The following is a 26396-nucleotide window of genomic DNA, read 5'->3' as shown; positions in this document are numbered from 1 at the left end:
ACCCGGCAGTGGGGTTATTTCTTTGATTTGACCAAAGGTATTTCAAAGGATTTAAATTGTATATCATATAGAAAGCGATTACTTTCGTTGATGAAAAGATGAGTAACGAAATTAAGTCTGTTTAAAACCACAATATCTCTGTTTATTATCAAATGTCCGGAGCCCTGATTTTCAAATTGCTTATCCTTTCATTCTCAGTGCTGAATGCCCTGGTCCTGATCTTGAAAGGAAACAAAGGCAGAATCAGAAATTATTTTTTGGGATGGTCCCTGCTTTTTTATGGAGTGTATTTTCTGGTATTTGTCCTCTGGTACCAAATGGGATTTATTCTAGACCGGCCCCATTTGATGCGTACATGTAGTCCCCTGGGTTTTTTGGCCGCACCTTTTTTTTACTTTTTCATTCGAAACAACTGTTTTGATCTGGCAGGACTCCAAAAATGGGATTGGCTTCATTTTATTCCCGCACTTTTGCATGCTTCTGAATTGACCCCTTTTTACCTGCTTTCCGAGCCAGAAAAACGAGCTATCGCACAACAGGTACTAAGTAGCCCCTATCAATTGGATATATTGGCAAGAGGGATTGTCCATCCGGTTTTGGTCAATTCCGCCAGGATCGTTTTGATGATAGGGTATTTTATTACAAGCAGTTGGATTCTTTTTAAGGTCAGTCCCGCAGCCTTTAAGCCCTTGACAAAGTCTTGGGCCAAAAACTGGCTGCTGGTAGCCCTTTTTTTTATTGGAGGAATAAATCTGGGGTATTTTGCCTTCCGAGTCGCCTTCTTTGCCGGAATGGTGCTTGAAACTGATTTGGGATTGGTTCAGAATTACGGGTCTCATATTATTTTAATTTGTATATCTGTACTGAGCCTCTATATTCACCTGAAACCGGAGCAGGTTTTTTCATGGAATGTAGGTTTGGAAGAGTCGAAGGAGAGGAGACATCCTCAGAACCAGGTTTCTCTAAAAATGGATAACGGGGAGTATTCAAAGGGATTGAAACAGGAGCCGGGTTTCCAAAGAGACGATAGCAACCTGGACGAAAATGTGACATTCCAGCTAGCGGAGTTGTTTGACAGGGACCAGATATACCGGGAACAGGGCCTTTTGGTAGGCGATTTAGCGAAAAAGTTGGGAGTTTCTGTTCGGGATTTACCTTTGTATTTTCGACATCAGTTTAATTCGGATTTCAAAACCCTCGTCAATGATTACCGGGTATGTTTGGCCCGGAAAAAAATCGAAGAAGGGTATTTAGATGATTATACTTTGGAAGCTCTGGGTGAGCATTGCGGGTTTAGTAGTAGAACTACTTTTTTTAATGCATTCAAGAGAAAATACAGTAAGAGTCCAAACGAATATTGGAAGGCTTTTCAGGAGAATGAAGGGTAAGAAGCATGCTATTTTTCAAACAAGAGGCCTGGAAAGCCGCGTTCTATCAGTACCCTGGTTTTTTTGGCGGTAAAATTGATTTTTTAACCTTTCGTGGCGGTGAGCGGATGTTTCATTTCCTGTTTTGAAACAATCTTGTGCGGAACTTCTTCAATTCCTTTTATTTAATACACTAATCTTTTTTGCATTTTAAAAAACCATATTTACGGTTCACTAAGTCTTTGTTTCGAAATCGGGTTTTGGAACGATAAAAAATCATCATTAATACAAATTTTTCACACTTTTGAACTGAGTAACGAAGCATTTCACAATTTTTTTACTCGGGGTTGACTATGAAACGAAATAGAATTTAACATGAAACCAGATTTATCGATTTATTTAGAAGGCAAAAAAATTTTTACCTTAATTTTTATTGCTTTGTCCATGATTGCTTATAGTACTGCCCAGGCATCTACCCCTGATCAGGGAATCGGTACGCAGGCGGATCCTTATCGGATAGCTACAGCAGAGCACTTGCTCTGGCTGAGTCAGACACCGGGTGTATGGGACGAGTACTTTGTTCAGACCGCTAATATTGATGCGTCCGGACTACCTAACCCTATCGGGAACAGTAGCATCAAGTTTACAGGGGGGTACAATGGCTGGGGTCATGACATTTCAAACCTTAGTTTAAATTCTGTAGGTGGTAACCTTGGTCTTTTTGGCGTAGCCGAAAACGCAACCATCAAAAACCTCCGGGTCGTAGATGCGTCAATCAATGGAGGTTCTGGTGTTGCGGTTTTAATTGGTAGATCTGAAGGAACTACCTCGGTCAGTAATGTATTTGTTAGTGGAACAGTCCATTCGATTGCGACGGGTGCTTCGGATGCAGGAGGCCTGGTTGGTTACGCGGTGACCATTACTGTAAGTAACTCAGGGGCCGATGTGACCGTAACGGGTGCAGGGAGAAATCTCGGTGGTTTTGTCGGAGACGCAAGCGGTGGCAGCTATTCCAATTGCTATGCACTTGGAGATGTCACTGCCACAGGGACAAGGGGGCAAACAGGAGGTTTTGCAGGACTTTGCCGAACTAATCTTATCGAAAATTCCTATGCGCGTGGAAATGTCTCTCAAGGAAGCAGCACACTTGACCAGGGTGCTGGAGGTTTCGTAGGGCTTTTGAACAATAATGTAGGGAATACCCCAATGCTCGAAAATAATTTCGCAACAGGAGCAGCTTCTGGTGGAAGTGGTAGTATCGGTGGTTTTTTAGGGGTACTTTCAGGAACAGGAATTACGCTCAACCATAACTTTTTCAATACAATAACGTCAAGCACTTCTACTGCGGTAGGTACAGGCACTGCTTCTGGTACCGATCCCATTACGGGGATAAATACCGCTACGATGCGAGATAAAGGTACCTTTACAATAGCAGGATGGGATTTTAATTCTGAATGGTTTATCACAGGTACGGAGAATGACGGATTCCCGATTGCTCAATGGGCAGCGGCTCCCACCGGCACGATTACGCTTATAGGAGGAGCTAGTGATTCGGAGGAAAACTGGACCTTGAACAACGGGGTACTAAAGCCGCTGCTGGGAAACCCGAGCGTATCGACCTTGGATTTTTTACCAGCATTGACAACTGCAACAACCTTATTTGATTCCTATAATCCTTCTATTTTGGCAGAACTTGATATCATTATCAATGCCAATTTGGAGCCTAATCTTAATGTAGATCAGAATTTGAGTTTGAAAGCGGGTCGGGATATTGTAGTATTGAACACTAGAAGGACAGGAGCTACAGGAAGTAAACTGAATTTAGTTTTTTGGTCTGATACTGATGGTAATGAAGTTGGAGGCGTTCTATTTGATGCCAATACCTTGATTGGAACGAATAATGGCCACCTCTGGGTCGGAGGAGGGGACCAATCCACCACATGGAATGGTCTGACGGTGGGAGATAGTTTTGCGGCTGGTTTAACTAATAGTGCTTCCGGTACCACGCAAACCTATGCTGGTATCAATGCTGTCGGAAATGAGATCAATGCGGGAACGGGGAATATTTACCTGTATGGAAAATCCACGCAAACAAATTATCGATTTGGAATCGGTATCCGAATAAATGGAATGGGTTTTACCGGGGAGACCATCAGCATGTATGGAATAGGCTCTAGAAATGCAAGTACAGGCGGGGATACCAACCGAGGTAACTGGGGAATCGGAGTAGAGAATTCATCCATCATTGCTGCAGATTCCATTCACCTGGAGGGAACAGGAGGTGGCCAAAACGCCGGATCAAATGGCGGGCAAAACCACGGTATTCGAATGGATGGAAATTCTTCCATTTCGTCTACCGGAATAGGAAATATCAATTTGATTGGAACCGGAGGCGGAAATTCCGCCATTTCTGCCAACGCTGACAATGATGGACTACGAATTGATGGAACTACTATTCGGGTAGGTACTGGCACCCTTACCTTTAGAGGTGTTAAAGGTTTTCACGCAAATTCAATTGACCTCGATTACACCAATGGCACGGCCGAGTCTCGAGATGGTTTTGGTAGCCTTATAAATGGAGCTATACTTTTGGAGTCCGATGAACTAAATCTCGCTGCGGGCGTTCGTTTAAGATCAGAGCAGGGCACCCTCACCGTAAGGCCCCGAACGGTTGGTACAACGGTTGGAATTGGGGGTGCTGCGGGTACCTTGCAAATAGCTTCCTCCTATTTTTCTACCAATTTTGAGAACGGTTTTAGCCAGGTCCTGATTGGATCGGAGAATACCGGAAAAATCGAAATGGGGGGCAATACAACCTATCAAGATGATCTTGTATTTAAGTCTGCAAAGGATATATCGATGGCTGCTTCGGCTAGTCTTACCGGTCTTTCAGGTGAAAGTGAACCCTTGATTCTCTGGTCAGATGCCGATGGCAATGATGACGGAATGATTTGGTTGAGGGAATCTGCCTCCATTACCACCAATGGGGGTCACCTTTGGATGGGAGGCGGAGGTGGTACCGCTACCTGGAATGGACTGACCGTCGGGGATAGCTACGCGGTCGGTAGTGAGGCTTTCATACCCGAGGACAATACCTCCGGGAATCAAAATGGCTACTACGGAATCACCCTTGACAAGGAGGTGACCATTCAAACTGGCACGGGAAATATCGAGATGAACGGCATCAGTGGTGATCAATATGCCCCCGATGTAGCAGGTGTAAAATACAGTGCTAATGTTGGGGTTTACCTGGGCGACGGTTCGCAGACCTCTTCCACTTCCGGAAGGATCGAAATCAATGGTGTCGCCCGGTTGACGGCTGACCAGCCTATTTCGGGATGTACCGCTTGTGGTTACCGGTACGGAATATTATTTCATCGAGCGGGTCAGACCTCCACTCGCCAGATTCTGGTCAACTCCCAATCCGGTGATATTTTGCTGAATGGGCTGGCGCAGGATTATACCGGAAATACCACCGATTTCATGAATAGTGGAGGAGTGACGCTTTTTGCCGGAACTCGGGGAATGGTAGTATCCTCTGAAAGTGGAAATATTGAAATCATTGGAGAAAATCAGGAAACAACCGCACCGTCCGGGAGGACTGCCAGAGGGGTCTGGTTGACTACAGGTCAGACAGATGTGACCTCGGTATCAGGAGCTATTACGATAACGGCCGGATTGGGAATCGCCGGATCAGAAGCCTTGGCGCTACAAGCAAGCACAAAAATCGGTGGCGGTACTTCGGGAGATATCGAAATCAATACCAATGGATGGACAGGTTCTACTACAACGACTTTGCTAAGCGGGTCGGGTGAATTACGTATTTCACCCTCTGCTCCGGCAGTAACCGTGGGAATCGGCGGGGCATCGGGAACGCTCCAACTTCCTTCCTCACTTTTGGGAACCAGCTTTGTCAATGGATTCAGCCATATCCGGATTGGAAACAATCAGACCGGAGAAATCCTGATCGCTGGCTCGAATACCTACAATGATCCACTCACACTTCAATCTGCCACCAATGTCACTATGAATGACGGATCCAGTATGGCTGGTTTGGCAGGTGAAAGTGCATCGTTGGTTCTTTGGGCTGATGCGGACGCAAATAAATCCGGCTCCATCTTTTTGAGTGAATCAACCATCCAAACCAATGGCGGGCATCTTTGGATGGCCGGAGGAGCGGAAAGTGCTACGGCTTGGAATGGTTTGACCGTAGGGGATGGGAGCTCCTACGCAGATGCCACGCATTCATTTTCAGGTAATTCGTTTAAAAATGGTGTTTCCATTTTTAAATCAACCCTTGCTTCAGATAATGGCGACCTATTCGTGTCAGGGATAGCTGAGGGGGTTAGCGGGGCACCCACTGGTTACAACGGTGTGTACATTGAGCAAAGCTCCCTTTCGTCCGGAGCTGGAGATATCGACCTGGAAGCGATTTCCACCGGAACGGATAATGACGGAAGTTGGCATTACGGTTTGTTGATGGGCACTATTCAGGATAACACCTCAGCCATTGTTGAAAGTACTTCCGGAGCGATCACCATTAATGGTGAAACGGATTTTAATAAAGAGACACATGGGGCAGGTGTTGGCCTTTATACCTTTGGGAATGCCAATAGTGAAGTCATCATTCGAAGTGTTTCCGGGGCAATTGATGTCACAGGGCAATTGACTAGTTCAGGCTTCAATGGACAGTATGGAGGAATATTCCTCTTTGGAAGTGGCGAAGAGCAAATTGTTTCTCAAACGGGCAATATCAGCCTGGTGGGTACCTCAGCGAATACAAATGTAGCGGGAATCAACCAATCGACGGGAAATACAAGTAGTGCGATCGGATTTGATGGTGCGAATCCATTTAACGGCGATATAACGTTCAGTTCAAATACGTTTATCAACTATTCCGGAGTAATTACCGCCGATAACCTGGAACTCTTAGGCGCAGGCGTTGTCTATGATTTTTCCAATTCAGGAAATAATGTCAATAGCTTGACAGCCAATACTGGTAGGTTAACCTATCTCGATAGTGATGAGTTAACGCTAAATAGTATTTTAGCAACTGGCGAGATAGAGATTGCGACCGAAAGCGGGAACCTCATTCTATCTGGAAATGTGTCCACTTCTTCTTCATCTACCGATGCAATCATTCTTAATGCAGGTAATAGCGAATCCATCGGTACCGAAACGGGTGGAGATATAGTTGTATCTGGTTCTCCGACGATTACCACAGGTGCAAGCGGTATTGCAAAACTGTACAGTGGTTCAGAACCTGCTAGTACAGGTCTTACCGATTTGGTAGGCGGTGTTGTCAATGTCCGAAAAGAGGTGGATGAAATGACAACTACCTTTGATCCTGTTTTGGAAGCTGGAAACGCCTATGCCTTATACCGGTATCAGGATATTATCCAATTGACCCTAAATAGTCAGAATTTGACTGCCTCAAAAACCTATGATGGTACTATTGGTGCTGCGGTTGCGGATATCCTACTATCGGGAATTCGATCGGGAGACGAGGTTACCGTGACCGGGGAAGCGACTTATGAAAACACTTCCATTGGGACTGGAAAAACCATTACGGTGGTGTATACGCTTGGAGGCACTGATGCGGCCAGCTATGTGGCTCCTGAAAATACAGTTGTGACAGATGGGGAAATAGTAGCCAAGGAGTTGACTATTTCCGGCCTGGCAGGAAATGATAAAGTTTACGACGGTACAACTACTGCCACGCTCAGTGGCACAGCAAGTTTGGACGCAATCGAAACCGGAGATGAGGTTACTTTGGAAGGTACACCGGCACTCACTTTTGCCGATGCCAATGTAGGAACCGGGGTAGCCATTACTGTTTCAGGGTACACGATTAGTGGTTCCGCTGCCGCAAACTATAGCTTGGCGCAGCCTACCGGATTAAGCGCGGATATTACACCAAGAACCTTGGGAATTACGGCGGACAGCGATGTTAAGGTTTATGACGGAGCCGCTTTGACCAACAATGGTTACAGCATTTCATCAGGAGTGCTGGCAGCAGGGCAAACCATTACCTCAATGACGGTAACCGGAAGTCTGACCAATGTAGGTACAAGTACGAATGCGATCAGTACGGCTGAGATCCTCGATGGCTCGAATAATGACGTTACGACAAATTACGATATTACTTATGTGAATGGGACGTTGGAGATAACACCAGCCAACCTGACCATCACCGCAGATAATAAATCTAAAGTATACGGCGAAGCGAATCCATCCCTGACCTTTACCTATACCGGTCTGGTCAATGGGGATACCGAGGTGAGCGAGGAACCGGGTATCAGCACCACTGCCACAGCAGGATCCAATGTAGGTACTTACCCGATTGCCCTGACCGGGGGCTCGGATGCGAATTACGACATCAGCCTGGTAGCGGGTGAGCTGGAAATAACACCAGCCAACCTGACCATCACCGCAGATAATAAATCTAAAGTATACGGCGAAGCGAATCCATCCTTGACCTTTAGCTATACCGGTCTGGTCAATGGGGATACCGAGGTGAGCGAGGAGCCGGGTATTAGCACCACGGCGACTGAAAGCTCTAATGTAGGGACTTACCCCATTGCCCTTACCGGGGGATTGGATGCGAACTATGACATCAGCCTGGTAGCGGGTGAATTGGAAGTAACACAAGCTGCATTAACCATTACGGCAGATGATCAATCTAAAGTATATGGTGAAGTAAATCCATCCCTGACCTTTAGCTATACCGGTCTGGTCAATGGGGATACGGAAGTGAGTGATGAACCGGGTATTAGCACGACTGCCACAGCAGGATCTAATGTAGGGACTTACCCCATTGCTCTGACCGGGGGATTGGATGCGAACTATGACATCAGCCTGGTAGCGGGTGAACTGGAAGTAACACAAGCGGCTTTGACCATTACTGCGGATGATAAATCTAAAGTATATGGTGAAGCGAATCCATCCCTGACCTTCACCTATACCGGTCTGGTCAATGGGGATACGGAAGTGAGTGATGAGCCGGGTATTAGCACGACTGCCACAGCAGGATCCAATGTAGGGACTTACCCGATTTCCCTGACCGGGGGATTGGATGCGAACTACGACATCAGCCTGGTAGCTGGGGAACTGGAAGTAACACAAGCGGCTTTGACCATTACTGCGGATGATAAATCTAAAGTATATGGTGAAGTAAATCCATCCCTGACCTTTAGCTATACCGGTCTGGTTAATGGGGATACGGAAGTAAGCGAGGAACCGGGTATTAGCACGACTGCCACAGCAGGATCCAATGTAGGTACTTACCCGATTGCCCTGACCGGGGGATTGGATGCGAACTACGACATCAGCCTGGTAGCGGGCGAACTGGAAATTACCCAAGCGGCCTTGACCATCACCGCCGATGATAAGTCTAAAGTGTATGGGGAGGAGAATCCAGGATTGACGTTTACTTATACCGGACTGGTCAATGGGGATACCGAGGTGAGCGAGGAGCCGGGTATTAGCACGACTGCCACAGCAGGATCCAATGTAGGGACTTACCCGATTTCCCTGACCGGGGGATTGGATGCAAACTATGACATCAGCCTGGTAGCGGGCGAACTGGAAGTAACACAAGCTGCATTGACCATCACCGCAGACGATAAGTCTAAAGTATACGGCGAAGCGAATCCATCCTTGACCTTTAGCTATACCGGTCTGGTCAATGGGGATACCGAAGTGAGCGAGGAACCGAGTATCAGTACGACTGCCACAGCAGGATCCAATGTAGGGACTTACCCGATTTCCCTGACCGGGGGATCGGATGCGAACTACGACATCAGCCTGGTAGCGGGTGAACTGGAAGTAACGCAAGCTGCATTGACCATTACGGCAGATGATAAGTCTAAAGTGTATGGGGAGGAGAATCCAGGATTGACGTTTACTTATACCGGACTGGTCAATGGGGATACCGAGGTGAGCGAGGAGCCGGGTATTAGCACGACTGCCACAGCAGGATCCAATGTAGGGACTTACCCCATTGCCCTGACCGGGGGATCGGATGCGAACTACGACATCAGCCTGGTAGCCGGGGAATTGGAAGTAACACAAGCGGCTTTGACCATTACGGCAGATGATAAGTCTAAGGTGTATGGGGAAGCGAATCCAGGATTGACGTTTACTTATACCGGTCTTGTCAATGGGGATACGGAAGTGAGCGAGGAGCCGGGTATTAGCACCACGGCGACTGAAAGCTCTAATGTAGGTACTTACCCGATTGCCCTGACCGGGGGATCGGATGCGAACTACGACATCAGCCTGGAAGGAGGAACCCTTACCATTTCTCAGGCTACCTTGTCGGTTCAGGCATTGGATCAGACAAAAGTCTTTGGAACCGGGGATCCCCAACTGGAATACAGTGCCGAAGGATTTCAGGCAGGTGATGACGAATCGGTTCTTTCAGGCACACTGGAAAGAGCACCCGGGGAACAGGTTGGAGATTACCCGATCGGATTGGGGGATCTCGCTGTCAATGCCAATTATCAGCTCGAATTCCAGGGAGCCGTCTTCACCATTGTTTCCTCCAGACTTGCAGTGATCAATAACCTGCCCGAGAGGGAAACCCCCTGGTCCGTAGAGCCGCAGTTACCCGAAATGCTTACCGTCTTAACTGAGGATGGACAGATTCTGGAAGTGGCCGTAGATTGGGATGCCAGTGGGTTGGATGTCTATAGCAGTGGCTTGTACACGATTACCGGGGAATTGCAACTGGCGGATGGAATCCAGTATGAGGAATACGAAAAAGCGTACCTGGATATTCAGGTGTTGAAAAAGCCAGCCCCAGAGGACCTTACTTTGAGCCATCAGGAATTTGATCCGGAAACGACGGAGCATTTCTTTGAGATCGGAAATCTGATTATCACCGATCCGGTAGATGCCATCCATCAATTGGAGCTGGTAGCGGGCGCGTTGGATAACAAATATTTTGAAATTCATGACCGCATCCTTTACTGGAGCAGCGCTGAGCGGGTAGCAGGACAAACCACCTTCTCCATTTTGGTTCGGGTAACTGACAGAGATGGAAATGTACTGGAAAAGCAATTGGATCTGACCCGCAACAGAATCGATCTAAACACCCTGACCGTGTACAATACGTTTTCACCGGAAGATGACGGTACCAACGATACCTGGGGCGTTCCAGACCTTCGACACTTTAGTGGTGTTCGTCTTCAGGTTTTTGATCGCAGTGGAGAGCGCGTTTTCTACACCGAAAATCCGGATATCCGCTGGGATGGAACCTATCGGGGTAAAGCCTTGCCAGCCGGAGCCTATACCTGGATACTGGAGGTGACTGAAACAGGAGCGAAGAGAATGGGAATCTTAAACCTACTCCGAAAGTGATAAACCGTACTATTATTCTTTACCGCATTAATACAGAAAAAATGAAGCAATTTTTAGAGACCCATCTGCTGCGAAAGCTATTGGTTACCGGATTGGTAGCACTGTTGGCGGCGACTAGCTTACAAGCACAGTCCCGAAAATACATCAGTCAGTTTTCGCATTTTCAGAGTTATTTTAATCCCGGACTGACAGGTTACGAGGGGAGTACGCTGAGGGGCTTTGTCCGGAACCAATGGGCAGGGCTGGAAGGAGCACCGAAAACCTACTTTGTAAGTGCCGAGATGGATCTCGGTGAACTCGCAGGCCTGGAGGATCCGGCTCGAATGGGCCAAAACGCCCTGTCCCTTAACCTGCTGCACGATACCTATGGGGCTTTTAAGGAAACGGAGTTGATGTTGGGTTATGCATCCCGGGTACGTATTACCGAAAACCACCAATTGCGGTTGGGAGCTGGCCTAAATTACCAGCAAATAGGGTTGGATGGGAATGCCCTTACGGTAGAGGAGCAAAACGATGCGACGCTGGGCAACTACATCGGTTCATTTTCAACCATGCAGGTTTTGGATTTCAACCTGGGGCTGGCGTTTACCCATCCGAATTATTACCTGAGTTACGGCATGCACCGGGTGAATGGTGGAAAAATAAGTTCTGGAGATGATTTTATGGAAGGGTACCCGGCCAGTAAAATGCTACAGGCGGGCTATCGGGAACGGCTGACCCCGAATCTGGCACTCATTACGAATGCCTTTTACCGGACGCAGAAAGGATTACCGGACCAATTTGACATCAATCTGAAAACGCTATTAATGGACCGGCTTTGGATAGGAGGGGGACATCGGTTCAACTATTCTAGCAACCTGCAATTTGGGATATTGACCGATCGCATGCGTTTGGGATATGTCTACGAATTTCCGCTGGCTCAATCTTATCAGCTGCCTGGAAGGATTCATGAATTCACAGCGGTTTTTAACTTGTTTCCCAAAAACCAAAAGGAACAGGGAAGTATCCTTCCTATTTGGTAACTAAAATAGGCGAATAATTCGCTAATGCGAAGCAGGGGCTATGCACAATTCGTGCATAGCCCTTTGCGTTTTTTTAAATAGGCAAGGAAAAAACCTCTGAAAGTGGAGTTATTATTCAGTAAAGGCTCAGACAAATCCTGTATTTGTGTTTATTTTTTACCCGAACTTGTTTACTGGTTTAGTTTTTGTTAAAGCATTTATAGAATACCTTACCATCCCTGAGCGAAGCCAGGTTTCTTATTTAAGGTAGGTTGCAGATGATCTGCCTTGAAGTAGTTTACTGCGATATTTGAGGCAGGTACTAACTAATTAGGCCTTATTTTAACCGTTGATACCATTCAATTTTACCAACTATGAAAAAATCGGCTCTTTTTGTGCTCAACCCTTTTTCAGGGGATTTGCCTGACAAAGATGAAATTGTCCAATCCATTTTGGATCAGGTGACAGGATATACCCTCACATTATGGAAAACCACAGGGGAGAATGACGGAGAAAAGATTAAAACAGCACTAAAAGAGGGGGATTATGAATTGATTTTAGTTGGCGGAGGAGATGGTACGATCAAAATGGTCGCACAGGCATTAGAAGGTAAAGAATGTTGTTTGCTACCTATTCCCTTTGGCTCTGCCAACGGCCTGGCCACTTGTCTGGGTATTGAATCCTGGAAGGATAGCCTGAGGATTCTGGACCAGGGGAAAAGTAAACCAATGGACCTGCTAGAAGTGAACGGACAGGTGTGTTTGCATCTTTGCGATTTGGGTATCAACGCTGATCTTATAAGAAAATTTGAGGACGGAGATGAGCGGGGCATGGTTTCCTATTTTAAAAATTCCCTGGCAAGTTTTTTTGAGATCAAGCCGTATCGATTTCAGGTGAAGACAAACGCTGAATGCGAATGGGTAGATGCAAAAATGCTGGTAATAGCCAACGGTTCAAAATATGGTACAGGAGCTACGATCAACCCAGGTAGTCGTATGGATGACGGAATATTTGAAGTGATTGCCCTTAATCCGGAGGGATTATCCGATTGGTTGGAATTGACTTATGGCCTGATTAGAAAAGACTTTAGCCATTTAGACTTCGTCCGTACCTGGTCCTGCGATTCGTTAACCCTTTCGAATCCGGACCAGGCACCTTTTCACATTGACGGAGAACTGGCAGAAAGCCCCGAGAAAATCAATGTGGGGATTCGTAAAGAGGAAGTTTGCTTGTACTATCAGGAAGAAAAAATGGACTAAAAACAGACTTTTTCTGTCGTTATTTTTAAACAAATGAGAGGGGCATGGTAGTTTGGATAGGTGTTAAGGATTTGTAAATGAGAATTTACTTTGTAGATTTGAATGGTAATTTCCCAAAAATAACCTGAGATGGATTATCAGCAACCAGAGATAAACACGGAGAAATTTATTCTGGAATTACGAGAAGGGACGGATAGAGCCTTTGCGCTGCTCTTTGATCAATATGCCGGTCAGGTGTATCGGTATTCCAGAAAATTTGGATTGAGGCATGAAGATGCAGAGGGAATTATTCAGGAGGTATTTTTAAAACTTTGGCAAAAGAGAGCAACGCTGGACCCGCAGCGAAGCCTGAATGCCTACCTCTATAAAATAACCAAATCCTACATTATTAAGCGAAAGAAAAAGCTACTCCTGGAAAAGGTCTTTGTTCAATTGGAAAGCCTGGATACCCCGGTAGCCGATCAGGCTGAGATGGAGCATGGACTTATGTTAAAAGATTTTATGGCTTTGATATTCAAATGGGCCGCCTTGCTGCCCAGAGGGCAAAGAGAAGTGTTTGAACTCAGAAATAAGGATCACCTTACAATGGATGAGATCGCGGAGAAGCTTAAAATTCCTAAAAGAAAAGTGGAGAACCGCATGTATCAGGCCAATAAAACGCTAAGGTCAAAAGTAGCAACCGACAAATTGCTGCTCTGGGTGGGAACAGGGATTATTAATTTTTTATAGAAACCCCATTTTTATTTTCATATTGAAAACTTGCAGGGGTTATTTTTAATTTTGTCATAAATTTCAAGTTTTTTTAAGCAAAAAGTTCTTTTCATGGCTACTATAAGGTAAAGGAATCTCTTTGCTTTATGTTCCAATCATTGCTAAAAAAATTAGGAAAAGGTACCCTGACAAAGCGGGAAGGCAGAAAGTTAGCCAAATGGCTGCGAAGTAAACGGTCGGATCGTTATTTTTCGGAGTGGTACGACCGGGAGGTGTCCCGTGCCGATTCAGGTCTATCTCCTCGACTAACCCCTGAGCGCCACGAAGCACTTAAACGGAGATTGCTTCAGCAGATGGGAACCTTATCAAAAGAAGAATCCAACTTCCGGAAGCCGGGGCAGCGAACGTCTTCGGTTTATTATAAGTGGGCAGCGGCAGCATCGCTGTTATTTTTAGTAGGATTGGGGTTATTTTTCTTCATCTTCCGGCCGAATGAGAACTTACTTACGCAAGAAGAGCCAGCCATAGAATGGGTGGAGAAAAGTAACCCGGCAGGTAAAAAAACTTTAATACACCTTCCAGATGGATCAAAGGTGTACCTCAATTCCGAGAGTACATTGCGCTTTGCGAAACAGTTTATTTCTAACCGACAGGTTTACCTGGAAGGGGAGGCCTATTTTGAGGTAGCCAAAGACAGCATACATGCTTTTACAGTACAGACCGATTCAATTTTAACTCGGGTATTGGGAACAGCTTTTAACATTCGATCTTTTCCGGATGAGGAGATTGTATCGGTTGCCTTGGCCAGCGGCAGCATCGAAACGCATATACAGGGACAGGATCAAAAGGAAATATTGGTACCGGGACAAGGATTGGCGGTAAGTAAGGGGGAAGAACGTACCACTAGAATATTTGATGCAGACTTACATGCCATCCGCTATTGGACGGAAGGAGTGCTGCATTTCGACCAGATATCTTTTTCAAAACTGATTCGGATTCTGGAACGATGGTATGGGGTGGAAATCCAGGTGAGGGGAGAAGTTCCACAAGGAAGCGGCTTTACGGGAACTTTCAAAAATCAGGAAAATCTCATAAACGTATTGGATGCCATCCAATTTTCTGAACCGTTTCAATACCAATCTAAGGATAAAAAAGTGATCATTACCTTTTAACCAGATAGCCTATGAAAAAAAAATCCGGTAAAGTACTGCCATACCTTACCGGAAGAAAGACCAAACATCTCTGAGGCAACACAGTAGACGCTGAAAACTGCCTCAAAAGTGGAATAAATCATGTTTAATCTAACGTTCTAAATTATGAAAAATTTATTACGCATACTACTTATGTCAGTCAAATATGTGCTGTATGGATATGCTTGTTTGTTGATGACCATGACCTCCGTGGTGGCCCATACCGCTAACGGACAAGTGAAGAGCATCGACGAAATAAGCATTACCCTGAATGACCAAACCCTTAGCGTAAAGCAAGTTTTCGATCTTATTGAGAGGGAAAGCGAGCTCCATTTTTTTTATTTTGAAAGGAATGTCAATCTTGACCAAAAGGTAAACCTGTCCCCCGAATTAAAATGGGTGGCCGATGTGCTGGCTGAAATTTCCTCTAAAACTGATCTTAAATTCAAACAAATCAATTCGACCATCGCCGTAAACAGGCGGACTACGAATACTTCTAAAAAAGCCTCGGTTATAGAGGAATTTAAAACGGTAAGCGGTATCGTACGGGATAGTGAAGGAGAGCCATTACCTGGTGTTACTGTTTTTGTAGAAGGAGCCTCTTCCGGAACGGTGACGGATTTGGATGGTAGGTTTTCATTGGATACTCCGGAAGAGGGTTACCTGATATTTTCCTTTATTGGTTTTAAGCGTGAGCGAGTTAGCCTATCCGAAGGCAATACCTTTGACATTACCCTGCAACCGGACAATACTACGCTTGAAGAAGTGGTGGTGACTGGATATGGTAGTCAGATAAAAAGAGAGGTAACCGGTAATATTTCCTCTGTCAAGGGAGATGATTTGGCAAAGGTGCAGGTGCCTTCCTTTGATGCAGCCCTGCAAGGTCGCGCGGCTGGTGTACAGGTAAATCAGGGAAGCGGTGTACCGGGTGCTCCCTCACGGATTCTGATCAGGGGTACCTCCTCCATTTCAGCAGGATCTGAGCCCCTGATCGTAGTAGATGGCTTTCCCCTTACCCAGGAGCTGACCGGGCAAGGAGGCATCAATTCTTTTATGTCCATCAATCCTGCCGATATTGAGGACATTCAAATCCTGAAGGATGCTGCAGCCACAGCCATTTATGGATCCAGAGGGGCCAATGGTGTGATCCTGGTGACCACCAAATCCGGAAAGGATGGGCAAAGCAGTGTAAATTTCAATTACAGTTATGGGGTTCAGGAACCTGCCAATATGGTAGATCTGGCCAATGGAGCGCAATGGTTGCGGATGGTGGACCAGGCATTTGCCAATGATGGTTTTGACCGGCCATGGGATCCTGTGGTAGATGGTGGTTTGGTAAGTTCTTTTATAGATACGCCCAACCAATACCTGACCCGGCAGATGGTAGAGCAAGTGGCCGCTTCGGGAGGAACGGACTGGTTGTCTCCTATCTGGCGCCAGGGTTCTATAGAAGATGTAACTGTATCAGCGACCAGGGGCAATGAAAAATCCTCTTATTTTTTATCCTTAAGGTATCAGGACCACAAAGGCCTGATGAACGCACAGCGTTTACAAACCTATGGATTACGTGCTAACCTGGATTTTAATATTTTGGACAACCTCAAAACAGGTATCAAAAGCAACTTCAATTATTTTGAAAACCAGAGGGGACAGCTAGGAGGAAGCAATGAGGCGAATCCAAATGGGGGTAGGCCGGACCGGGGAAACAGGGGCGGATACGGATCGGCCCTGGGGGGAGCCGTTCCGGTTTTGCCTGTTTTTTTGGATGATGGCAGTTATTTCGATCCCTTTGGGGGCAGGAACCCCATTGTAGCCAACCTTCCATCCAATTACTTTGATAAAGCAGAGAACTACCGGAATATCAGCAATGTATTTGTGGAATATGCTCCGGTTGAAGGGCTTAGCCTGAGAGCCGAAGCGGCTATTGATACCTGGTACACCAAATCTACTTACCATGTCAGTGATGCCATTCGGATTTCCAGGTATGGGGAAGTAGGTAATACCCTGAGGAATAATCTGAACCTAAACGCCTACGCTACCTATTCCAAAAAAATAGAGGATCATAGTTTTACGCTGGTGGCAGGGGTAGAGCGTCAGAGGAGGAATTTTTTCAGGACCGATGCCCGGGCTGAAAACCTGGTTTCCTCGGATTTCAATATTGGAGAAACGGCAGGAGATAATGTCATTTCCCTGGTCACCGGTACTTTTCCGGAATTCAGAATACAGAGTTATTTTGGAAGGCTGAATTATAACTTTAACGAAAAGTATTATGCGATGGCTAGTTTCAGAAGGGATGGTGCCTCGGTGTTTGGTCGGGATAACCGATACGGTCAATTTCCTGCCCTTTCTGCCGGATGGATACTTAGTGAAGAGGATTTTGCCAGTAATTTGGGCCCGGTAGAGTTTCTGAAGCTGCGGGCGAGCTTTGGCCGAACTGGCAATGCCGATATTCCCAATGTACTAGAAAACCGGTATGTTACCTGGCCAGCCTACTCTTTTGGATCAGGTATCATTCAGAGCGTCATCGGTGTTCCGGATATTCAGTGGGAAGAGATCAATACCTTTGATGCTTCCCTGGATTTTGAAGCCTACCAATCAAGGATAAGCGGTTCGGTTGGATTCTACCAGCAGGATGTAAAAAACATGTTGTTACTCAATCCCATCCCTCCTTCCCAGGGGATTCTGCTGGGAAGTTCAGCCATATGGACCAATATTGGGGATTTGAGAAACCAGGGAGTGGAAATTTCCCTGAATACGGTCAACATAGACCGCCCCGGAGGCTTTAGCTGGCGTACAGATTTCAACCTGACGCTGGTGAAGGACAGGGTGATGAGCCTGGTTCCCAGACTGGATGAAAATAATCTTGGCATCGTACAGGGAGCTACCATTACCAGGACAGGCAACCGACTGGGTACTTACTTCATGGCCGAACACGCCTTTATAGATCCGGAAACAGGTTACGAATACATTTACGAAATCAATCAGGACCTTTTTAACGAAACCGGCATCATTGAAAAAACCGGAGAAACCATTTTGGCGACCCCGGCCGCTGCCCAGCAAAACAGGGTGGAATTTGAAGGAAAAAGTGGCTTACCCACCTATTTTGGTGGCTTGCAGAATACCTTTTCCTATAAAGGATTGGACCTGACGGTATTCTTTTCCTTCCAGGGAGGAAATTACTTGTATGATGATAACCGGGTGGAAGTATCCGGAGGGTCCAATTTCAGGGCTGATCTGGAAGACAGGGTATGGACCCCTGATAATCCAAACGGTTCCTTACCACGGCAAAGTTACCTGAAGCGAACCCGGGAAAATGAGCCGATGGCAAGACCTGGGTCCACCTCCCTTTACCTGCAGGATGGTTCCTTTATCCGACTCAGAAATGTGCAGCTGAGCTACACCTTACCTGCCTCTCTGCTTTCCAAGGCGAAGATCAAAGGAGGTAGGGTGTATGTCAATGCCACCAATTTGCTGACATTTACCGGCTATGATGGATTTGACCCGGAGGTAGCCAATTTTGATTCCAACAGGCAAAACAGAAACCTGCGGCAGGGATTTATTGGTGGGAGTCCGTTTCCCCAGTTAAGGACCATTACCGGAGGAGTTTCATTTACTTTTTAAACCTAAACTAAAAAGAATATGAAAACGATAAGATTCAAAAGTTATACATTCAAAACAGTCTTTTTATTGCTTATGACCTTGTGCTGGTCATGTGAAGATCAATGGCTGGAAGATGTGGGGGTGGTTTCCAACGGATTTGCTGATCCCAGAAATACCCAGGATTTGGAACAATTAGTAAACGGTGCCCTTTGGGTGGCCGGTGGATCTGGTGGTTTTAGAGGTATTCATGGCAACCAGGCCATTTATTCGGCGACCATCTCTGATGTAGGGAAATTAATGGATGATCTCGGGGTAGTGGGTCAGGATGCTATTGACTGGTACAATCGGGATTTTTCCAACAATGCTCATTCTCAACCCACCCGAAATTGGAACGCAGGCTATGCCGTATTGTTGGCCGCTAATGCGGTCATAGACTGGATCGACAGAAATGGGGCCTTTGATGACCAACAAAGCCACTGGACTCCGCGAATCCTCGGTGAAGCGTATTGGCTAAGGGCATGGGTGAATTTTAATTTGGTGAAAATTTTTGCTTCCCCTTACGGAGCAGACAATGATGCACCTGCCATCATCATCAAAAATCGTTTGCCTAATTCGGCATTTGATAATCCCGCACCTTCCACCGTTCAGGAGGTTTACGATCAGATTCTGGCCGATTTGGACCAGGCCATAGAACTCCTGCCCGAGGAATACGATCCGGACAGGGATCCTCCTGCTTTTGTGGACCGGCAAAATAAAATGGCGGCCCATTTTCTAGCCATGCAGGTAAATTTCCAAATGAGAAACTGGCAACAGGCGGAGGAGCATGCAGATGTGATCCTCAATTCCGGGAGATACCCGCTGGATGAGGATCCCATAGAGGCCTGGAATAAGGATCAGTTTGGGGTAAAGGGAAATGAAGTGGTCTTCCAGTACGTGACTTCGGGTTCACAAACGAATTGGAAACCTCCGGTCGTTTCCAGGTGGCTGGGCTACTCCGATCCAAACGGAAGATGGAACCTCACCGACCGGTTTAACAACAATCAAATCATGTCGCTAAGTGAACACTTTAAATCCATGACAGGATGGGATAACCATGAGGAAGCGATGAACGATAAGCGTTATCAGCAGTTATTCATTTCTTTTGGCCCCAATGAGGACCCTCGACCCGCTTATCAGGGTTTAAATCAAAGGGAAGTTTGGGGGCACAAGTGGTACCGGGCAGGAGAACCGGAGGCATCCAACCGGGTTGCCAGCCTGCCGCTGATGCGGTCAGCAGAAGCCTACCTGACACGTTCTTTTCTGAGGTTTTCCAGAGGAGACGAGGAAGGAGCAAGGGGGGATTTGAACGTAGTAAGAAACCGGGCCGGACTGGAAAACTATACGGGCCCCATGTCTGAAGAGATCATTGAAGTGGAAAGAATGAAAGAATTGGTTTTCGAAAATGACCGCTTGTATTACCTGCAGGCGCTGGAAAAGGAAATCCCAAATGGTGACAGGGGGACAGGAAGCATTCCCTGGACCTCCCGGACCTGGCAACCCATACCACAAAATGAATTGGATTTAAACCCGAATGTTGACCGGTAGACGGATGGATTGGTTTCTAAAAATGGAAAAGCCCGCCATCGGGCTTTTCCTTTGCTTTTACGTTTCTATTTTTACTGGTTTTTTCACTTCCCTGAATGCGCAGCATTTATGGTCCCCGGATAGCTACCCGGATGAAGTGGGCTTTCAGAAGAGGATGGAAGGAGCACTGAAAGCGCTGGCCGATCGTGAAGTGGGCAAAAGGGCTCAGGGTACGGCCATGTGCCCGGATACGGGTCTTTCCTTTAAAACCTGGGCGGTGGAAGGGGAGTACATCTATTCTCCCTATACCGGTAGAAGGTTTCAGCAGGGCCCTACTGGCTATTTTGGTCCCAAAGAAAGAGGTAAAGATGGTGAGATAACTAGGTTTGGAGGAGATGCTTTAAAAAAGGACCTGATACCCGCAACTGCTAAATTGCTATTAGACCCAGGGGATTCATTACTTAAGGCATTCCTGGCTATCCCAGGAAATATGAACCAGCAATACCATTTTGCAGCGAAAAACTGGGCGCGGTTTTATCCACTATTAGCGGATACGATGTCTTCTGGTTGGCGACAGGCATTTCAAGCAGCCGTTGCAAATTATTCGGACTTGTCAAGGCCCTCAGATGGTTACCGTGTCTATGCCCCTCTGTCTACTCCACACGATCTGGTGGGAGAGCCCGGGGAATTGCTGGGTGGGAATAAACAGGACGGAGGTACTGAAAACCATAAGATCATGTGGCGAAGTGCGGCTTCGGTGTACGCCCATCATTTTCCCGATGATGCGCTGATATCGGGACAGTCAGTCGAACGGGTTGATAGCCTGGTTCATGGTTATTTTGTTGATTTCCTGAAACGATTGCTGAAAACCGGAAATGGGGAATACGATTCGGAAATATATTACCCCCATAGCCTGGAAGCGCTACTGAATATTTATGATTTTTCCAAAACTACGGAGATGAGAGCCGTTGCCCGGGCCATTTTGGATTATTACTTAATCACCCTTGCCGTAAAAACCTACGATGGAGCCCTGGCAGGTGCGCAGAAAAGAGGCCCGTCTCAAATGAACCAGGGGGGTGAGCTAAGCTCTATGTTTCACCTGTGGTTTGGAAGCCGGCCCCTGGATTCAACGGCACCATCGCTACATCAATTAACCAGCAGTTACCGCCCCAATTCGTTGATATGGAAACTTTATCATAAAGAATATGAAATGCCTTTGGAATTAAAGATCTCTCGGCCCACTTACCATATGGATCGGGAGAATGATGCCCAGGAGTATTTCTACGGGAGTAAAAACGTTGGCTTGGGAAGTATCTACTTAAGCCGCCTGGACAATCCCAACCAACAGGTGCAGTGGTCCTTGGTCTTCCGGACAGCGAAGGGACCCCGTACGGTAGGAGGGGGACAGCCCTTCCATTTAGGGCCGGGCGGACACAGCCCCTACACCCAGACCATGCAACACAAACAAACCCTGCTTGTCGCCGCAGCTGAGACAGCAAGGAGCGGAATTCAAAAGAATGAGGCCTACAAAATGCGTACCTCTCTGGGAAAGCAATCCCTGAAAGCAATGGGAAATCCACCTGCAGTCGGAACGCGAGGCTTTGAGAAATGGATGGAAGATGCCCGGTTTCAACAAGCCTGCTGGCTTTTTTTACCCAGCAATAGCGGGAAAATTCACGAAAATGACGGGAAAATATTTTTGGAATCAGATCAGGTGTATTTGGTAATAAGCCCTTTTAATTCCGGTTTTTATTGGATTGAATCTGACGGAGAAAATAAAATAAGTGGGAAGCAGGCCATTTTGGAAAATTATTCTATTTTGGTAGTTCCGGGTCCGTTTTCCGGCTACGCCCTGGAAGTTCACGAAAAGAACTCGTTTGTGGATTTTCATCAATTTACAAGTCGAATGCAACGAGATTCAAAATTAAAAGTCAATTCAACCTCCAAGGTAGTGGCCTACCGCACCAGTTTGGGGGATGACTTGCTGATGAATTACCATCCGGACGGTTTGAGAGCTTCGGGAGCCATAAATGGTATTGAATTGAATTTTGACCACTGGAGTACAGCTGGGGTTTACTCCTCAGATCTGTTGCAGGTTGGGGCTGGTTCCCTGCAATTATCCATTGATGGTAAATTTTGGAAAATGAAAATAGACGATGAAGGCATTGAAAGAGAGTAAAACCGGAGACTGGAAAAGTTGGAAGATGTTCATCCTGTTTCTTTGTATATCAATTTACAATGAATCCGGCGTAGTAGCTCAACAGAAGACCTTGGATTGGCTGATCGATACTTCGGATTTGAATGATGCTGATGCCACAGGAGAGCATCCCCGGGGATTGCTTTTGCCTGAGGAAGTACAGATGATACGGGCAAAAGTGGCTGAAAACCCCGATTCAGGATTATTGTCTCAATACAATCAGGAAGTAGGAGAGCTTTTTACTACTCTGAGTCAAGAGCAGGACGCAGCTCCCAGGCAGGTAGCCTTACTGGCAGAGAAACTGGCCATTTTATATTTGTTTACAGGGAAGGACCGGTTTGCGGACCAGGCTTTTAGCCAATTGACACGTTTATTTGAAGACGAAATTATTTTTAATAACCCGGTGTCCAGAGGGCTTACCCGGGCTGCAGTGCTACGTTCCTTGGCCATCACGTATGACTTTTGCTACAATGGGTGGTCGCAAGAAAAGAGAAATCAGGTCAACAGGCAATTGTACAAACTGACGTTCACCACCCAGGCAAATATGGGAGCAGAGGCTAATTATAGCTTGGTCAGTAATTGGATGGGAGTTCGTTGGGGAGCCTCGTTGTTTGCCGGGATGGTATGGGATAACCCACATCCGGACAGCCCGTCCATTATGGATCCACTGGTTTGGGATGCTACCAAGCGGTTAATGGATCACATGAAGGAAAATACCTATCCTGAAGGATGGAACGCAGAAAGTATCGGCTATCATTTATACAATTGGTCTTTTATCGGACCTGCTCTAATAGCATTTCAAAACCGACGACAAAACCGCGAATTGGCACTGGACATACTGGCTCCCCACACCCGGCAGTCCATCAAAGCAATGGCAGCTACCATGGTTTCTATCCCGGTCAGGGAGGGTTTGATTGGAATGAAGCCGGACCTGTCTGACGATAATTTGAATCTGGGTACCGGTTTTCTGGGAATGGCATTCCGCTTGTACCCCGGATCCCAGCTTTCCGAAATCAAGTGGATGCACGATTATCTGGGCGATAGCTCTCTTTACAGCATATTATATTATCCCGAAGAAATAGCAAAAAAAAATCCCGCAGATAGCGGTTGGCTTACCCATGCCGATACCACTCAGGGAGTTGTTGTTTTTAGAAATCGATTTGCGAATGAAAAGGATGTCGTAGCGGTTTTCAATACTTCCTCCACCCGGATAGCCGGACACAAGGGGCCGGATGTGAATACTTTCCGGATTATTGGCGGTGGAGTTCCACTGGTAATCGGGGCTGGGAGAACGGGTAAAATTGCCGGGCAAACAAATATTTTTCCCCATAAACCCAAACCGGAAGAGACCGGCCATCCGGATGCGGGTAATTTGGTAACTTACCAATTTGGCGAATTTGGTTCCGGTTTTGCCGTCGGAGAAGGAAGTAGTATGGGAGTGATTCGTCAACGTCGCAAATTCACGGTGAATTACGATGAGCGCTCTGGTGCAGAAGCCGTTTTTCTAGTAGAAGATATGACTGAAAACGGGGGGATTTGGAGGCTGAATACACCGGAATTCAATGAAATTGTTCCCAATGAAAAAGGGTATGAAATCCATACACCGACCGGATATACTCTTCACGTGATGGTCCTAGGTTCCGCAAAACCGGTGGAGGTAAACCAAACGTCTGTGGCCTATGGCGGCAACCTTTCCCGATTGAATCCTGGAATTATCTGGCATGGGAAATCGTATACGCATAGCAAGGCCATAGACCTGAAAATGAATGGAAACCTGTCGGTTTTGATGATTTTGCAAGCTCCTGATAAACCGCAGCCTAAGGTGGAGTACCTGCCGGAAAATGGACATCTATCCGTGGGAGAATTAACCGTAGCATTAGAAATAAATAACCAACAATGAAAAGTATCCGATCCATCTTTTCTCTGGCATGCCTGGTAGTGAGCGTTTTTCTGACAGCAACATTGACTGCCCAGGAAAACCATGACTTTCTTCACGACCTGTATGATAGCATGCATGACTCTCCGTTACAGCAAAAATTTCGAACGTTAGCACCCGTTCCAGCTGGCGTGGTCTATATTCAGCGACCCGAAGAAGGGGAGGAGGAAATTCGGAAGCATTTCCGGAAAATGAAGGAATTAGGCTTTACCAATCTCAAACAGATAATGCCCCTACCAGACTGGTCACTGGAAACGATTCAATTGATCGCTTTGGAGGAAGGGTTGATTCCCTGGTGGTATGCCGAAGGAGGCTGGGAGGCCATTACACCGGAGCTGACTCGTAAAGTAGGACTACCGGCAAGCATGGATTTATCTGAAGTACGAAGGCATCCCAACATGATTGCCTATCAAACCGAGGTCTTAAAAAAACGGATAGAGACCTATGCCCGGGAGGTTAGGGAAACAGGTAACAGAGAGCGTATTCGAGGATCGAGCTCTGCCTATGATCCCCTGGTAGGGAAACGGGGTATGGATTTAAGTGAACAAGGAAAGAAGTTATTTGTACAATGGGCCAGGGAAGCATATGGATCTATAGCAAAACTAAACCATGCCCATAATCAACATCACCATGGTCTGGCTACGGGAGGGCGTCCTTATGATTCCTGGGATGATTTTGAAGAAAGGTGGAGCGATCATAATCACCGGGAATTGCGAATCGTTCGGGACATCCTCAAGTTTAAAGCAGATTATGGCATTTCGACTTTAAAGGAGCGGATCAAGACCTTCCATGAAATTGACTCAGTAGCACCATACCGGGCAGGAGGGGAATTGGGTCTGTTTCGCCCACATGCTTATTTTGGAGTTAACTTTCCTGGAATTGCCGATGCCATGACCGAGGCGGGATCTTTTTATCCTTCCATTCATTTTACCTGGCATTTTGATCAGGTTCAGGATGAATTGGGGCCTACGGTGTACATGCAGGCCAGTTATATACAGGATATGTTTAAAGGCGGTTGGACGGGCGGCTGGGAGACCACTGGCGGTCCGCAGCAATTTGGTGGGGAAAAATTTGGTCAAAATAATAAGGGCTTCACCGTGGATGCGCCTGAAATGGAACAATTTACCCTAAGCATGCTCGCTGCTGGTTTTAAGGGTTGGGGGCTTTGGAGTTGGTCCGTAAGAAGTGCCGGTGCGGAAGTGGGTGAATATGCCCTATTGGACCATCAAAATGAAGTGACGGATCGGGCCGTAGCAGTAGGCAAGATTGCCCGGGCCATGCAAAAGCATCGGGAGGAGATATGGTCACTACACAAAGAACCACAGGTCGGAATCTTTTTTGATTGGGACAATGAAGCGATGTGGACCGCTCTATCCTTAAAGGGTCAGGACAGTTTACGATACCGCCCCATGGAATCAAGGGTCGGGCTTTGCCGGGCACTGATCAATGCCGATATCCCCTTTGAGTTCCTGACAAAACAGGACCTCGAAGCCGGGTTGGCCCAAAGGTATCCCCTTATTTACTTACCGGCAGTTTTGGCTCTGGACCCTTCCTTGTTACCGATTCTGGATGCCTATGTGTCCGCAGGAGGCCGTCTTGTAATGGACATGCCGGGTGCCTGGATGGATGAAAACTCGGCTCTTTTTCCAAGGGGAAAAGACAGCGAATTTGCCGAGTTGTTTGGGCTGGTGTTGCGGGAGTACCAATACGCTGGAATTAATCGGGAGTGGCATATTGAGGGGCAATTGGTCAAAGGTTCCATTGCGGATATGCAACCCCATTCCGCCGAAGTAAGGCAGCGATTCGATAACGGAAAAGTAGCCGTAACTTCAAGAAAAAAAGGTAGGGGAGAGGCTATCCTGATTGGGTACGAGGCAGCCAGAGCTTGTTTTAGGCCTTTTCAAAAAATAGCCGAACAGCGCCTCCTGGGCCAGTTGTTTCCCGAGGGAATAGCGGTGCCACTAAGGAGTGAACAGGCCATCGTTTATCGCCTTGCCGGGCCGGATAGTGACCATTATTTCCTAATGAATGAAAATGCAAGTGAAGTACATGCAGAATTGATTTTTTCAGGTTCAGACTATGTTAAAATGGAGGATGCGGTCACCGGGGAGCAACTTTCCTTTAACGAACCTGTGTTGCTCCGGCCACATGGAGCCCGTTGGTTACGGATGGAGAAATAATTTTATTAGAAAGAATAACGTTTTATTTG

The 26396-nt window shown here is 46.7% G+C and carries 11 protein-coding genes; all 11 read left to right on the top strand.

Annotated elements, in window-relative coordinates:
• Positions 1 to 152: 152 nt before the first annotated feature.
• The 11 genes from GJQ68_RS04485 (at position 153) to GJQ68_RS04435 (ending at position 26367) form a co-directional block, all read left to right on the top strand.
• The gene (locus tag GJQ68_RS04485) at positions 153 to 1388 is read left to right on the top strand and encodes a helix-turn-helix domain-containing protein (protein ID WP_162416093.1); all 1236 of its coding nucleotides are present in this window, start codon (positions 153 to 155) and stop codon (positions 1386 to 1388) included.
• A 354-nt stretch (positions 1389 to 1742) separates the two neighbouring features.
• Positions 1743 to 10730 (top strand): MBG domain-containing protein, encoded by an 8988-nt coding sequence (locus GJQ68_RS04480; RefSeq protein ID WP_162416092.1) that lies wholly within the window; start codon positions 1743 to 1745, stop codon positions 10728 to 10730.
• 41 nt (positions 10731 to 10771) lie between these two features.
• Positions 10772 to 11752: a PorP/SprF family type IX secretion system membrane protein gene (locus GJQ68_RS04475; protein WP_162416091.1), complete on the top strand. Its 981-nt coding sequence runs from the start codon at positions 10772 to 10774 to the stop codon at positions 11750 to 11752.
• A 353-nt stretch (positions 11753 to 12105) separates the two neighbouring features.
• Positions 12106 to 12990 (top strand): diacylglycerol/lipid kinase family protein, encoded by an 885-nt coding sequence (locus GJQ68_RS04470; RefSeq protein ID WP_162416090.1) that lies wholly within the window; start codon positions 12106 to 12108, stop codon positions 12988 to 12990.
• Between the two features lie 129 nt (positions 12991 to 13119).
• On the top strand, positions 13120 to 13719 hold the full coding sequence (locus GJQ68_RS04465) for an RNA polymerase sigma factor (protein ID WP_162416089.1): 600 nt from the start codon (positions 13120 to 13122) through the stop codon (positions 13717 to 13719).
• Positions 13720 to 13847: 128 nt separating this feature from the next.
• Positions 13848 to 14873, top strand: coding sequence for a FecR family protein (locus GJQ68_RS04460; RefSeq protein ID WP_162416088.1), 1026 nt, complete (start codon positions 13848 to 13850; stop codon positions 14871 to 14873).
• Positions 14874 to 15017: 144 nt separating this feature from the next.
• Positions 15018 to 18512 carry a SusC/RagA family TonB-linked outer membrane protein gene (locus tag GJQ68_RS04455; RefSeq protein ID WP_162416087.1) on the top strand — a complete coding sequence of 1165 codons (3495 nt, stop codon included), beginning with the start codon at positions 15018 to 15020 and terminating at the stop codon, positions 18510 to 18512.
• Between the two features lie 18 nt (positions 18513 to 18530).
• Positions 18531 to 20075 (top strand): RagB/SusD family nutrient uptake outer membrane protein, encoded by a 1545-nt coding sequence (locus GJQ68_RS04450; protein WP_162416086.1) that lies wholly within the window; start codon positions 18531 to 18533, stop codon positions 20073 to 20075.
• On the top strand, positions 20062 to 22233 hold the full coding sequence (locus GJQ68_RS04445; protein ID WP_162416085.1) for a hypothetical protein: 2172 nt from the start codon (positions 20062 to 20064) through the stop codon (positions 22231 to 22233). The genes GJQ68_RS04450 and GJQ68_RS04445 overlap by 14 nt, the downstream gene beginning before the upstream one ends.
• A complete protein-coding gene (locus GJQ68_RS04440; RefSeq protein WP_162416084.1) occupies positions 22211 to 24151 on the top strand; it encodes a hypothetical protein in 1941 nt (646 codons plus the stop codon). The genes GJQ68_RS04445 and GJQ68_RS04440 overlap by 23 nt, the downstream gene beginning before the upstream one ends.
• Entirely contained in the window at positions 24148 to 26367 is a 2220-nt protein-coding gene (locus GJQ68_RS04435) for a beta-galactosidase trimerization domain-containing protein (protein ID WP_162416083.1), read from the top strand. Before GJQ68_RS04440 ends, GJQ68_RS04435 begins: the two co-directional genes overlap by 4 nt.
• Positions 26368 to 26396 lie beyond the last annotated feature (29 nt).

This window comes from Cyclobacterium roseum, assembly GCF_010119225.1.
In the GTDB taxonomy this organism is placed as follows: domain Bacteria; phylum Bacteroidota; class Bacteroidia; order Cytophagales; family Cyclobacteriaceae; genus Cyclobacterium; species Cyclobacterium roseum.
The sequence above is the reverse complement of the archived record's forward strand: the minus strand, read 5'-3'. Positions and strand labels throughout refer to the sequence as shown.